General features: G+C 41.2%; 15 protein-coding genes. 11 read left to right on the top strand and 4 right to left on the bottom strand.

All coding sequences use genetic code 11. The features are described 5' to 3' along the window. Window positions 1-248 precede the first annotated feature (248 nt). The 8 genes from ACHUGF_RS11605 to ACHUGF_RS11570 all read left to right on the top strand — a co-directional run bounded on the left by ACHUGF_RS11605 (window position 249) and on the right by ACHUGF_RS11570 (window position 8,700). Window positions 249-2,126, top strand: coding sequence for a DUF885 domain-containing protein (locus ACHUGF_RS11605; protein ID WP_394131384.1), 1,878 nt, complete (start codon window positions 249-251; stop codon window positions 2,124-2,126). Between the two features lie 247 nt (window positions 2,127-2,373). Then, window positions 2,374-3,396, top strand: coding sequence for an ACR3 family arsenite efflux transporter (arsB, locus tag ACHUGF_RS11600; protein WP_394131340.1), 1,023 nt, complete (start codon window positions 2,374-2,376; stop codon window positions 3,394-3,396). A 160-nt stretch (window positions 3,397-3,556) separates the two neighbouring features. Continuing rightward, window positions 3,557-4,633 (top strand): GGDEF domain-containing protein, encoded by a 1,077-nt coding sequence (locus tag ACHUGF_RS11595; protein WP_394131339.1) that lies wholly within the window; start codon window positions 3,557-3,559, stop codon window positions 4,631-4,633. A 339-nt stretch (window positions 4,634-4,972) separates the two neighbouring features. Further along, window positions 4,973-5,356, top strand: coding sequence for a lactoylglutathione lyase (gloA, locus tag ACHUGF_RS11590; protein WP_394131338.1), 384 nt, complete (start codon window positions 4,973-4,975; stop codon window positions 5,354-5,356). 25 nt (window positions 5,357-5,381) lie between these two features. Next, window positions 5,382-6,482 (top strand): alkene reductase, encoded by a 1,101-nt coding sequence (locus ACHUGF_RS11585; RefSeq protein ID WP_394131336.1) that lies wholly within the window; start codon window positions 5,382-5,384, stop codon window positions 6,480-6,482. Window positions 6,483-6,581: 99 nt separating this feature from the next. Then, the gene (locus ACHUGF_RS11580) at window positions 6,582-7,433 is read left to right on the top strand and encodes a DMT family transporter (protein WP_394131334.1); all 852 of its coding nucleotides are present in this window, start codon (window positions 6,582-6,584) and stop codon (window positions 7,431-7,433) included. A gap of 182 nt (window positions 7,434-7,615) precedes the next feature. Beyond that, window positions 7,616-8,275: an NAD(P)H-dependent oxidoreductase gene (locus ACHUGF_RS11575; RefSeq protein WP_394131332.1), complete on the top strand. Its 660-nt coding sequence runs from the start codon at window positions 7,616-7,618 to the stop codon at window positions 8,273-8,275. Between the two features lie 179 nt (window positions 8,276-8,454). After that, window positions 8,455-8,700 (top strand): hypothetical protein, encoded by a 246-nt coding sequence (locus ACHUGF_RS11570; protein WP_394131331.1) that lies wholly within the window; start codon window positions 8,455-8,457, stop codon window positions 8,698-8,700. Window positions 8,701-8,815: 115 nt separating this feature from the next. Here ACHUGF_RS11570 and ACHUGF_RS11565 read toward each other — a convergent pair whose 3' ends face one another. Beyond that, window positions 8,816-9,367, bottom strand: coding sequence for a thioredoxin family protein (locus tag ACHUGF_RS11565; protein ID WP_394131329.1), 552 nt, complete (start codon window positions 9,365-9,367; stop codon window positions 8,816-8,818). Between the two features lie 128 nt (window positions 9,368-9,495). On the opposite strand from ACHUGF_RS11565, the gene ACHUGF_RS11560 reads away from it, so the two are divergent. Next, the gene (locus ACHUGF_RS11560) at window positions 9,496-10,131 is read left to right on the top strand and encodes a LysE family translocator (protein ID WP_394131327.1); all 636 of its coding nucleotides are present in this window, start codon (window positions 9,496-9,498) and stop codon (window positions 10,129-10,131) included. A 151-nt stretch (window positions 10,132-10,282) separates the two neighbouring features. Here ACHUGF_RS11560 and ACHUGF_RS11555 read toward each other — a convergent pair whose 3' ends face one another. Beyond that, window positions 10,283-10,606 carry a DUF3144 domain-containing protein gene (locus ACHUGF_RS11555; protein ID WP_394131382.1) on the bottom strand — a complete coding sequence of 108 codons (324 nt, stop codon included), beginning with the start codon at window positions 10,604-10,606 and terminating at the stop codon, window positions 10,283-10,285. 73 nt (window positions 10,607-10,679) lie between these two features. After that, complete coding sequence (locus tag ACHUGF_RS11550) at window positions 10,680-11,213, bottom strand: pilus assembly FimT family protein (protein ID WP_394131325.1); 534 nt, start codon at window positions 11,211-11,213, stop codon at window positions 10,680-10,682. 120 nt (window positions 11,214-11,333) lie between these two features. Here ACHUGF_RS11550 and ung point away from each other — a divergent pair, with 120 nt between their 5' ends. Then, the gene (gene ung, locus ACHUGF_RS11545; RefSeq protein ID WP_394131324.1) at window positions 11,334-11,993 is read left to right on the top strand and encodes a uracil-DNA glycosylase; all 660 of its coding nucleotides are present in this window, start codon (window positions 11,334-11,336) and stop codon (window positions 11,991-11,993) included. A 104-nt stretch (window positions 11,994-12,097) separates the two neighbouring features. Here ung and ispB read toward each other — a convergent pair whose 3' ends face one another. Then, a complete protein-coding gene (ispB, locus tag ACHUGF_RS11540; protein WP_394131380.1) occupies window positions 12,098-13,069 on the bottom strand; it encodes an octaprenyl diphosphate synthase in 972 nt (323 codons plus the stop codon). Between the two features lie 437 nt (window positions 13,070-13,506). Between ispB and rplU the strand changes: the two genes are divergently transcribed. Continuing rightward, complete coding sequence (rplU, locus tag ACHUGF_RS11535) at window positions 13,507-13,818, top strand: 50S ribosomal protein L21 (RefSeq protein WP_130598246.1); 312 nt, start codon at window positions 13,507-13,509, stop codon at window positions 13,816-13,818. The last annotated feature ends 4 nt before the right edge of the window (window positions 13,819-13,822 follow it).

Genomic DNA, 13,822 nt, shown 5'->3' with positions numbered 1-13,822 from the left:
GCATAGCGACAGCGCTTAGCAAAATACTATAAACGGGCAATTAGCCCGTTTTTTTTGGCCTGCATTTTGTATTAATCATACTGAGATTTGTTTGTATTACGGCCTAAGTATTGATTCTGTTGCTTTTATCGTCACTCTTCTTGTCAATAGTCAAAAAGTTGACAATTACAGTTTCTTTGTTTGTAACAATTTGTTAACTTCTTTTGGGCGTAATACAACAATAATAAATAATAAAAAGGGATAGTATGATGAGGACGTCACTTAAGTGGTTATCCGTGGGATTTTTGAGTATTGCCACATTGGGCGGTGCGTTTGCTGCCCACGAATGGTATGCTGAAAAGCCCGTCTTCTTCCGCGTTTTTTTGGACAGGGAACTGGTCAAAATGGCGTTCGATAGCCCAGAAACACTCACATCACTCGGCTTTTTAGAGTCTGTTGGGATCAAAGGTCATAATGCGTATTTGGATGATGCTGACCCCAACAAAGATCAAAAAATGTTTCAGCGTGCTGAACAATTTCGTCAAGGGCTTGAACGCTATGACGATGAACTTCTCGATCAAAATCAGCAGTTTTCCAAGCAAATCGCGCTATACCTACTGGATACGCTAGAAGCTTATGAACCGTTCAAATATCACAATTATCCAGCCAATCAAATGTTTGGTATTCAAAGTGGTTTTCCTAGTTTCATGGAAGCGCAGCATCAAATCAATGATCAACAAGATGCTGAAAACTATCTGTCCCGTTTAAGTGAAATTGAACGTAAATTTGGCCAACATGTACATGGGCTTCAAATACGTGAAAGTAAAGGCATCATACCGCCTAGGTTTGTCATTGATCGTGTACTGGATGAAATGAATGCATTTGTAAGTACGCCAGTGACAGACAATATTTTATATACGTCAATGGATAAAAAATTATCCACTGCTAACGATATTTCAGTCGCTGATAAACAGGCACTGCTTGAGCAGGCCGAGCAAAAAATTGTGTCGTCTGTGTATCCGGCTTACGACTTACTCATTACTTACTTTAACGGGCTGAAATCTAAAGCAGGTAATAATGATGGTTATTGGCATTTGCCTGATGGTGAGCAAGCTTATCAGGTTGCATTGAAATTCTTTACTACCACCGATTATACCGCGGATGAAATCCATCAATTAGGTTTAACCGAAGTTGCTCGTATTCAACAGCAAATGATGGGCTTATTCGAGCAAGAAGGGATTGATATTTCAGCGGGATACTTGCCTGCAATGGCGCAGTACAGCGCTCGCCCAGAGTTTTACTATGAAGACTCCGATGCTGGTCGTGAACAAATTCTTGAAGAATATCAAAGCATACTAGATGAAATAGATCAGGGGTTGGAAACCGCTTTTAATATCCGTCCGAAAGCGGGCATGGAAGTGGTACGCATTCCCGAGTTTAAGGAAAAAACCTCTGCGGGTGCGTATTATCAAGGCCCTTCTATGGATGGCTCTAGACCGGGTAGGTTCTTCGCTAACTTATATGATATCAAAGCAACCCCTAAATACAGTATGCGTACGCTGGCATATCATGAGGGGATCCCAGGCCATCACTTTCAAGTTGCCATTGCAATGGAATTAGAAGATATGCCATTCATGCGACGCTTTGCTCCTTTTACAGCCTATACCGAAGGTTGGGCACTTTATGCAGAGCGTTTAGCTTATGAACAAGGCTTTATGACTGCGCCTGCAGATAATATTGGCCGCTTAGCTGATGAGTTACTTAGGGCGGTGCGTTTAGTTGTTGATACTGGCATACACCATAAGCGCTGGAGTAGAGAACACGCCATTGATTATATGGCTGATAATACTGGCCGTACACAAAGTGATGTTGTCGCTGAAATTGAGCGTTACATCGTTATGCCCGGCCAAGCAACGTCTTATAAAGTGGGGATGATGAAAATTCTAGAGCTAAGAGAGAAAGCCAAGATGGCACTGGGCGATCAATTTCACTTGCCTGACTTTCATGATGCCGTACTTAAAAACGGCGCCATGCCACTAGATATACTGGCGCAGGTGGTGGATGGCTATATTGCTGAAACATTGCAATCTCAAGCCACAGAGCTAGCAGTGACATCGACATCTCCTACTGAAAAGCAGGTGTTGTAGCTAAGCTTGCTGTTTCTTAAGCTTACACTGGCTAAGGTCATATAGTTAAGCTCTAAGTTGAAACCGCTGTTGATGATGAACTCACAACCTTAGTTTCAATTAAGGTTGTGATGAAGATCATGGTGGTAAATAACTAAATACTATCACTAATCAAATATATGAAATATCATATATGTATTATTTCATATGTTTACTTTGCATGTTGTGGTAGAGGTATTGTTACTGCGACATGATTCAGGAGTAGGTTGTGGGAATATTTGAACGTTATTTATCAGTATGGGTTGGGCTTAGCATCCTTGCAGGTGTTGGGTTAGGACTGTTATTTCAAGATGCATTTCAAATCATTGCTGGATTAGAAATTGCCCATGTCAATATTGTTGTTGCCATATTCATATGGGCGATGATCTACCCCATGATGGTGCAAATTGACTTTTCTGCCGTAAAAGATGTGGGTAAAAATCCGCGCGGTTTGATTTTAACCGTCATCATTAACTGGTTAATCAAACCCTTTTCTATGGCGGCACTCGGTTGGTTATTCTTCAATACGTTATTTGTGGACTGGGTCGACCCTGCCTCTGCTCAAGAATATATTGCGGGCATGATATTACTCGGTGTAGCGCCTTGTACCGCAATGGTATTTGTTTGGTCACAAATGACGAAAGGTGACCCAAACTATACGCTTGTTCAGGTAACGGTGAACGATGTCATCATGATTTTTGCCTTTGCACCTATTACCGCTTTTTTATTGGGCGTGACTGATATCCATGTACCTTGGGAAACCTTGTTAACTTCTGTTGGCTTGTATGTGGTGTTGCCGCTGGTGGCTGGAGTCTTGACCCGAAATGCCCTTAATAAGCAAGGTGATGAACAGGCTATGTCGCAATTATTGGCACGCTTAAAGCCTTGGTCAATCATTGGATTGCTAGCAACTGTTGTGTTGCTGTTTGGCTTTCAAGCACAAACCATTGTGACTCAGCCACAAACCATTGGCTTGATTGCTATCCCGTTGGTTATTCAAACCTACGGTATTTTCTTTATTGCGTATTTTGCGGCTAAATTCATGAAGCTAAAGCATAATGTTGCAGGACCTGCAAGTATGATCGGAACGTCGAACTTTTTTGAATTGGCTGTTGCTGTGGCCATTTCTTTATTTGGCTTACATTCCGGTGCCGCATTGGCTACCGTCGTTGGCGTATTGGTTGAAGTACCAGTCATGTTATCGCTAGTGGCTATCGTGAATCGCACTCGTCACTGGTTTGATGGGAACTAAATTGAATAATGAAAGGGGTGAGAGCGTACATTTTAATACACTCAACGCCCCCTTGTTTAAGTTAAAGTAGGCATACTATAAATGTGGGTATTGTGTTCAAATCAGTTTATAGTTATTCATGACTACACCAGATCATGCCAATACACTAGGGAAGTAAAATATGGCGCAGACAGCAGGGAGCAAGCTACCTTTTGGGCTAATTCAAATTCGTATATTAGTGCTAATTGGTATTGTACTGATGTGTGGTTTTATGTTTGCGGATTTACGCGTATTACCTGATAGCTTGCATGGTGTCTATCTTCAGTCCCGATTGTTCGGCCAAGTGCCATTATGTTTGGCGTTAATCGCATACTCCTTCCACTCGAGTTTCCACCGAAATTACAATGTCGCCACGATCAGTGTGACGATTTTGATAAGCTTCGTTAACTTTGCGTTGATCGTCATTTGCTGGCAGCAAGAGCAGGTTATTTTTGCTTACGAAGGCACTTTACTTTATTGCTTTTTTACCATGTTTATCTTGCGGGTAAATTTCAAATACTCATTAATTTATGCAGTAATCGTGTTCATTAGCTTTTGTGTCATGGCATTGAATTTGCCAATCTATGGGATAGAAACCTTCCTCAATGTCGGCTTTGTACTTGCGACTTTCTTTGTCAGTCTTATTGGCGTATATCAAATTGAGCATGGTCAAAAGCAACTGTTATCTTTAAACCAAAAGTTAACCGAACTAAGCCAACGTGATTCATTAACGGGCTTATATAATCGCCGCACTTTTAATATGTTGTTTCAACATGCGATGAAAACCAATCTTCGCTTAGGCAACAGTGTCGCTATTTATCTTATCGATTTAGATCACTTTAAAGGCTACAACGATCACTATGGACATTTGCAAGGGGATAAAGTGATTCAATTGCAGGCCAGCTTATTAAGACGAGTGTTCAAACGGCAATCAGATATCATTGCACGTTATGGCGGGGAAGAGTTCATTGTGGCTGTATTTGATGTTAAACCGCAGGAAGCTCACTCGCTTGCTGAGAACGTGGTTGACTTGTGGCGTGAGACAGCACAACCCCATGCTGAGAATGTGGTTGATTACGTGAGTTGTTCAGTGGGCTACCATATTGTGAATATTACCGATGGCCATCATCAAGATGAGTTGGTCAATAAAGCAGATAATGCACTTTATCAGGCAAAGTCTGCTGGTAGAAATACCTATAGACAATATCAATCGGTCTAAAACATAAATTCTCTAGGCTGGCTTTGGCGCGCTAATCTGTTGTGCTAGTCAAACTCGGTGATGAAGTCATTATCGCTGAGTTTTCATTATTCGTTTTGGTTTCTTCTTTTTCAGCTGTTATTTTGTCATTCACCTTCTACCTGCTTTTGAACAGGCTATATTTCACAAAGTCTATATTGGATATCGCCTGTTTCAGAGCCGTCATAGCAAGTCACTATTGAAATACACTCTTAATAATAAAATATTATCAAATTGAGAATTTATAATAATTTAACTCGATTGATTTGAGCTTGTACACTGTTTGCCATTATCAGTAGAACGACCTTTTTTGAGGTGCATATGAAGTTTTTACATACAATGATTCGAGTGGTAGACCTGCAACAGTCTATTGAGTTTTACACCCAAGTACTGGGTATGACAGAGCTTAGCCGAACTGACAACCATGACTATCGTTACACCTTAGTATTTGTTGGCTATCCTGATCAAGCTGGTGCAGCCACGATTGAGCTGACATATAACTGGGATACCAATGAATATGATATGGGTAATGCTTTTGGTCATTTGGCTTTAGGCGTCACCGATATTTATGCCGCTTGCGAAAAAATCTCAACCTTAGGCGGCAATGTGACGCGCCAGCCAGGCCCAGTAAAAGGTGGCGAAACACATATTGCGTTCATCACCGATCCAGATGGCTATCAAATTGAACTAATTCAATTAGATTAATGACCCAAATTAAGAGAGTAAGCATATGAGCAATATTCTGTTTGAAAAAGTGACATTAGGGCAACACCAGTTAGCCAACCGTATAGTATTACCGCCGATGACTCGCTCACGTGCCAGCCAACCAGGTAATGTGGCTAATGCCATGATGGCCAAATACTATGCACAACGTGCTGAAGCAGGCTTGATTGTATCTGAAGGTACTCAAATTTCTGCAATGGGGCAGGGTTACGCTTGGACGCCAGGTATCTATACCCAGGCACAAATTGATGGTTGGAAACTTACCACTGATGCTGTACATGAAAAGGGCGGCGTTATCTTCGCGCAATTATGGCATGTGGGACGTGTGACTCACCCCGATAATATTGGTGGTCAGCAACCCATTTCCTCTTCTGCTTTGAAAGCAGAAAACGTCAAAGTGTTTATTGACAATGGCACTCAAGAGCCTGGTTTTGTTGATGTAGCCGAGCCGCGTGCAATGAGTAAAGATGATATCAATATGGTGGTTGAGCAATATCGTCAAGCGGCGATTAATGCCATTGAGGCTGGGTTTGATGGAATCGAATTACATGCTGCAAATGGTTACTTAATTAACCAGTTCATCGATTCTGAAGCGAATAAGCGCACTGACGAATATGGTGGCTCTATTGAAAATCGTTTACGCTTTATGAGCGAGGTGGTTGCGGCAATGATTGATGCGATTGGAGCTGATCGAGTCGGTGTACGTTTAGCGCCATTTACATCACTCAATGGCACAGTAGATGCGACGCCTGTAGAGACTTATGTGGCGGCAGGTAAAATGCTTAATCAGCACAAGATTGTCTACTTGCATATAGCTGAAGTTGATTGGGAAGATGCACCTGATACCCCAGAACAGTTCAAAGTTGATTTACGCAACGCATTTGAAGGTGTACTGATTTACGCAGGTAAATATGATGCAGAAAAAGCCTGCACTATGATTGAGCAAGGCTTAGCTGACATGATTGGTTTCGGTCGTCCATTTGTCGCAAATCCTGATTTGCCAAGCCGGATTCAGCATGGCTATCCATTAGCGAAACACGATCCAGCAACGCTGTTTGGCGGTGATGACAAGGGGCTAACCGACTACCCCACATATACCCAAGCGTAAATTCTGGATATAATGAAAAAAGCAATCTCCTTGTGAGGTTGCTTTTTTGTTTGTTCACTTCACCTTATCTTCGTAAAACACCATTAGTAAGAGAGCGGTATGCGTGCATCTGTGTATTTATTATTGGCTACCTTATTGGCCGCAGTAGGCTGGGTTGCCTCAAAAGTAATTGTTGAAACCATGCCAGGCGAGTCGTTTATTGGTTTGCGGTTTTTAGTCGCCTCACTGATTCTACTGCCTTTTTGTTATAAGGCTGTCATCAAATTACGTCTAAAACAGTGGCTGTTTTCGTTAATGGCTGGCGTAGTATTAGGTGTCGGTTTACAGATCTGGATGCATGCGGTCACCATCAGTGACGGCTTATCGGAAGGGGCTTTCATTATGAGCCTAGCCATGCTGATAGCGCCTTTGGTGGCATGGTTGTTATACCAAATTACTCCCAACCGTGCTTTCTGGTTAGCACTGCCTGTGAGTATTGCTGGCATGGCATTACTCACGTTAGCCAATGGTTGGCAATTGGCACCCAGTCAAGGGCTGTTTTTATTATCTTCTGTCACTATGTCATTTCACTTTGTATTGAATAAGCGACTCACAGCGAACATTGCACCTTTAGTGGCTATTTGTGTGCAAATGATGGCAGTTGCAGGGGTGAGCTTGGTGTATGTCAGCATGATTGAGCAAGCCAGTTATAACTGGACTGTTGATCTATTTATGTGGTTTATTGTTTCCACAGTCGCGGCAACGGCAATTCGCTACCTTTTACAAACTATTGGGCAGTCTGGTTGTAAAATTGAAACTGCGGCGTTGATTATGCTGCTTGAGCCCGTGTGGACCATGTTACTCAGTGTTAGTTTCCTTGGTGAACAGGTCGCGACTCAGAAGCTATTCGGTGGTGGCCTGATACTTTTATCTCTGGTGCTATACATTAAAATGTCTAAACGAGAACAGTAAAGGGCGATCAGTAAGCAATTAATCATGCGTTTTATTGTCAGTTTTCACCTCGTGTTTTGCTTAAATAATTATGGACTTTAATGTCCATAATGTTTGGTGTTATTGGTTATTTATTGAAACACACTGTTTTAATAAAATGACCTCATTGATTGAACACCAGCGAATTCATTGAGGAAACTATTATGTCTCACCCAATTATTGATGATTTAAACCAGCGTTATACTGCAAAAAAATATGATGTGACTAAACGTGTGTCTGCTGAAGATATGGCAGTGTTAAAAGAGGCAATTCGCTTATCTGCGTCTTCAATTAACTCTCAACCTTGGAAGTTCATCATTATTGAATCTGATGCCGCTAAACAGCGTTTTCATGACTCGTTTGCCAATATGCATCAGTTTAACCAACCCCATGCAAAAGAAGCATCGCATGTGATTTTGTTTGCGCATAATCCAAACTTTACCAAAGATGATTATCGCAAGGTGGTTGACGTTGAAGTGAGTTCAGGTCACTTACCTGCTGAGATGTATGACAACATGCTTAATGGTGGCTTTACTTTTGCCGAAGCCAATACCGATGAGAATGGTTTTAATGGTCACTGGACTAAAGCACAAACTTACATAGCCTTAGGTAATACTTTACATACTTTAGCGCGTTTAGGCATTGATTCTACTCCTATGGAAGGCGTGGATAAGCAGCTGATTGGTGATATTTTTGGTAAAGAATTAGCAGGTTACGAATGTGATTTTGCGCTTGCTATCGGTTATCACAAAGATGCAGAAGATTATAATCATGGCTTACCTAAATCTCGCCTGCCAGAGCAAGATGTGATTACCGTACTTTAGCTTAACCGAGTAGCAGCACCTTCGTGGCTACAAATAAGTTTATATTGAAGCGAGTTAGAATATTTTCTAGCTCGCTTTTTTGGTCTATATGCTGGGTTACCTTGCTGAATCACGTACATTAGAATGTTATGATTGCAGCATTATTTAGGCCAAAATGGCACTACAGATTAGGATTGAAGATGAATTTTGACGATAAAGTCATTAGTGATTTAACCGAGTTATCCACTTTTATTCGCATGATTGAGTCTGGCACACTTGGACTTGAAGGTGTTGCTGGTATTGGCTTAGCAACCAGTAATGCCGATGGTCGACACTTTGTGGCAGTGTTTGGTGATAACCATAAGTTACTGCTGGGTCGTTGGGTTACCAAAGACGTGTTTGAAAATGGCAAAGAGATTGTTGAAAAGGGTGTACAGCAACAATAACTGACGCTGATACTTTCATGCATTTATGCGTCTTTAATTTTCTGCTTAAGCAGCGTCCGATGTTTATCAGAAACTGCTTAAGCAAGTTTTATTATTCAAATATTACCGCTTTCACCTACTCATGTTGACTGGGTTGCCCAGATACCATCGCCAAAGCTTCATAAAGGTGCTTAATTTCTAATTGAGCAGGCAGCTGCACGCCACGTGGCAGTTTCGGACCATACACTTTATTGAAAGGTGTGCCGTGACCTTGTTGACTGATTAAATAGTTTTCCACTACTGGGTTGGGGTTTGTTAAATCACCGCGCATAAGAATAATGTTGTCTGCAGCAAGGGTATTTACTACAGGTTCTCGGTGCCACACATTGGCTTTATTGGCACGGCAAGGCAGGCACCAATCAGCTTGAATATCGACAACGACAGTATGTCCTTGATTCACTAGTCTACTTATTTCTTGCGGCGCGAGTGGTTCCCATTGCTGGAATAAATACGCATCATAGTTTTCGCCATTTTTGATAAATGCCACTATTGAGGCCATGCAAACGGCGAAAAAACCTAACATCACAATGACGCTCATGGGGATTTTTTTGCCTTTGGCTTTGGCAATCAGTAATCCAGCAATCGCAATGAATAAAAGAATCAATAAAAGGGTAGGAACAAAGGTCATCCTAGGCTCATCAGTTATATCTGTAATGCGTGATACATTAGCATAAAAAGATAGAACGAAATGAAAATATTAGTGCTGTTCAAATCACTTGCTAACCGTTAGCATTGCCACAAAAAGCAAGGATTTTTATGAGTTTTAGTGTTTGGTTAGGGTTACTGGCAATCTGTTGTTTGGGTGCAATGTCACCAGGGCCAAGTTTGGCCATGGTAATTAGGCATACGGTCAATGGCAGCCGTCTACATGGTATCGTGTGTGCTTGGGCGCACGCTATGGGAATTGGTTTTTACGCGTTGATCACTTTATTGGGCTTAGCGGTTGTATTGAAAAACTCGCCTTTAGTGTTTAATGCAATAGCGCTAGTGGGGGCGCTATATTTGGCTTGGATGGGGATAAATGCATTAAAATCCAGTGGTGCTTCTACCCTAGATACCGATGAAAAAGCCAATAAAACCAGCTTACTTCAATCAGCAAGAGATGGCATTGCAATCTCACTATTTAACCCAAAAATCCTGTTGTTTTTTCTTGCGCTTTTTTCTCAGTTTGTCGCCGCATCGGCGACGCAGTTTGGCCAGGCTTTGATTGTGTTTACACCATTATTGATTGATGGTCTGTGGTACACCTTAATTGCGCTAGTTTTGTCACAACCTATGATTTTACAGAAGCTAAAAGCAAAATCGGCTCTGATTGATAAAGCCTCTGGGGTGATTTTGATTTTACTAGCATTACGGGTGATCTATAGCATGTTGGTGGCTTCACCTATTTAGTTTACATCCATTCCACTTCCATTTTGGTGATATAAAAAGGGTGTAAACTAGATGCAGCAATAAAAAACGGTCCCATATGAGGACCATTTTTGTATGTTAAATTCAATGCTAATGTGCTTTATTGCCAATCAGTATTGAGTCAAACCACAGACTATTCTGCTTTAAATGTTTCAACACCATTGTTAGTTGACGTTTCTTCACGCGGAGTTCCCGGTGGGAACTTGATATGGTCTTCTAAATTCTCATTGAGCATTTCTTTATACTCATTAGAGAACCATTCAAGTGCATTTTGTTTTTCAGCTGCAAGATCAGATGATTTAACCGCGGCTTCAAAAGCATTGAAACGCGCAGCAGCATAGCGTAAACCTGTGCCTACTTTGCCTAAGTCATTTTCTTGCTGACTAAGTTGATTGGCCAATGCGATAAACTGATCAGCAACTTGATAAATGGTTAGCTCTTTTTTCTCTTCTGACATGGTGTGACTCATTTGTGTTTACTTAAATTAGCAATGAGTGTACCTATTTTGAAAACAGAATACAGCGACCTATTTAACTATTTGGATCAGAATCTGTAATTACCTGACCATTTCTCGAATCATAATAAATCGATAATGTCGCAAGCGGGTTATAAAAGTATCGACACTGATCTGGGCTGATATAGGTTGCGCGATAGGTTGATACCTCAGGATCGCTGTTGGTTGAAATGCTTGGAGCATCTTGCAATATAGTACGCCAGACTGACATACAATCATTGGTATTGTTTAATCGTGGCGACGACTCAAAAGGGGGATAATTTTGTGCAGGATAGCCCCATTGGTTTATATCGAGTTGTCCATCACTGCCAGCATTTTGATATATTTGCACATTATCCGCAGGACCTGAATTACCTAAGCTAGCCCATTTTATATTAGCTAGTTTTATGCCACTGGCAAACGCGCCGCCAGTTCCTTTTACTGTAGCGACTTCGGCATCTTGGCTAACATTGATAAACTTAGGTAAAGCAATCACGGCTATAATGGCAAGAATTGTCACCACGACTACTAATTCAATCAGCGTAAAACCAGCGTTATTTTTAAGTATCATGTGCTTTTGTGTCCCAGTTACCTATATCAAGCTTATGAAAGTTTCAGTAGGTTTGCGAGTTAAACTATTGGTTATTAATAACTAAATTGATTAACAAAATAAACAAAAAGGTGTTTTTAAATGAAATGTTGGCAAGACTTAATTCAGCAGCAACGTACACTCAGCTACTTTAAGCAGTTGGAACAGAATGTAGCACAATGTCGTCAAGCGGGCGTGAATGTCTTTCCTGATGAGCAAGATGTGTTTAATGCCTTTGAATTGACACCTTTTGCGAAAGTAAAAGTCGTGATTTTAGGACAAGACCCATACCATGGTTTGGGGCAAGCTCACGGGTTATGTTTTTCGGTGAATAAAGGCGTTAAGTTACCGCCATCCTTGGTCAATATTTATAAAGAACTAAGTGATGATATTGAGGGGTTTGTTACTCCCGAACACGGTAACTTATCATCTTGGGCTACGCAAGGTGTGCTGTTGCTTAATACTGTACTGACAGTCGAAGAGGGCAAAGCACACTCCCATGCAAAATTAGGCTGGGAGCAATTCACTGACAGTGTGCTACAGAGTTTAAATAGTGTGAATGAACCGATCATTTTTGTTTTCTGGGGTAACCATGCGATCAAAAAAGGTAAGCTAATTGATCAAGCTAAACATATTGTGTTGCAAGGCCCTCATCCGTCACCGTTATCTGCCTATCGAGGCTTCTTTGGTTGTGGTCACTTTTCTATGATAAATACGCATTTACAACAATTAGGACATCAACCGATCAATTGGCAGGTGTAACACAGCGGCGATTAGCCTTTATACAAGCTTGAGGTGAACGACTAAGTTAACCCCATAAAAAAACGGCACCCTAGGTGCCGTTTAGATTGATATTTCTATTTGGTTTAGTTGCTGCGTTTTACAGCCAATTTCGCGAGTGAAATCAAGGCCGTTTTATAATCACTGTCAGAAATAACTGCCAATGCGTCAATGGCTTTTTGCGCTTCTTGATCGGCTTTTTGCTCGGTATATTTCAGTGCGCCTGAATCATGTAGTGCTTTAACGATTTCATCAATGGCTTGCGTACCATCGCCTTTTTCGATCGCTTCTCTTATTAGCACTTTGGCTGAATCGCTACCGTGTTTCATAGCATAAATCAGTGGCAGAGTAGGCTTACCTTCTGCAAGATCATCACCGATGTTTTTACCTAGCTCGTCACTGTCTGCAGTGTAATCAAGTAAATCATCAGTAAGCTGGAAAGCGGTACCTAAGTATTTACCATAATCACCAAGTGCTTGCTGTACCTCAGCTGAAGATTGATTGATGACACCGGCAAGTAATGTCGCAGCTTCAAACAGCTTAGCGGTTTTACAATAAATCACGCGCATATAGCTTTCTTCTGTGGTGTCAGGGTCATTACAATTCATTAATTGTAATACTTCACCTTCTGCTAATACATTGGTTGCGTCAGCTAACACATTTAAAATGCGCATGCTGTCTAATTCGGTCATCATTTGAAATGAACGTGTATAGAGGAAATCTCCCACTAGTACGCTTGCACCATTACCAAACATGGCATTGGCAGTTTCTCTACCGCGTCTTAGGGTCGACTCGTCAACAACGTCATCGTGCAGTAATGAGGCTGTGTGGATAAATTCAATGATCGCAGCAAGCTTGATATGTTTTTCGCCTTGATAGTCTATCGCTCCTGCAGCCAATACCGACAGTAAAGGACGCAGACGTTTACCACCGGCGTTAATGATGTAAAAGCCTAATTGATTAATTAAGGCTACATCTGATTCAAGCTGTTTATAGATGAGCTGATTAACTGCTTGCATATCAGTGTCAGCCAGCTGACGAATGGCGTTTAAATCCATAATAGTCTCTAATTGCGGGTAGGTTGTTTCCCACCTCATTAATGTACGTACAAATCAAAAAGTGAATTATATAAGAAAACTGTCAATTACTTCAAAGGTACTCAGTGACAATTGTGCGTGATTTGCATAAAATGACCTCAATTAATCGGGTTGGCATTATGCTTATTCTGCAAGAGCGACAAGTCAGTAATATGATGGTTTGTTTAATTACTTTTTCAAACTTAAGTAATCAATGATCTTACATAAAAATTGGATGTAGCGCAGCACTAGTACAGCAAACTGTGTGGTATTCAGATCTTTTTTTATTGAATACAATTTATCTCTTGCCAGATATGAATTCTTCGCGTAGAATCCGCGCCCATTGTCATTAAAAGTTTTATAGCACCTAATGCCATCAAATATGGAATAGAGTGTTAGTCATTTGGAGTAAAATAGCTATGTACGCTGTTTTTCAAAGTGGCGGAAAGCAACATCGTGTTGCTGAAGGTCATACAGTACGTCTAGAAAAAATCGAAGTTGCCACTGGTGAAACAATTGAGTTTGACCAAGTACTATTAGTTGCTGACGGTGAGAATGTTCACGTTGGTGCACCATTAGTAGAAGGTGGTAAAGTTGTTGCTGAAGTGGTTAGCCACGGTCGCGGTGAGAAAGTAACTATTCAAAAGTTCAACCGTCGTAAGCATCACGAAAAGAAAATGGGCCACCGTCAGTGGTTCACTGAAGTTAAAATCACTGCTATCAGCGCATAATTTA

The sequence above is a fragment of the Shewanella maritima genome (assembly GCF_043643735.1).
GTDB lineage: Bacteria > Pseudomonadota > Gammaproteobacteria > Enterobacterales > Shewanellaceae > Shewanella > Shewanella maritima_A.
This window is presented reverse-complemented; position numbering and strand designations above follow the sequence as displayed.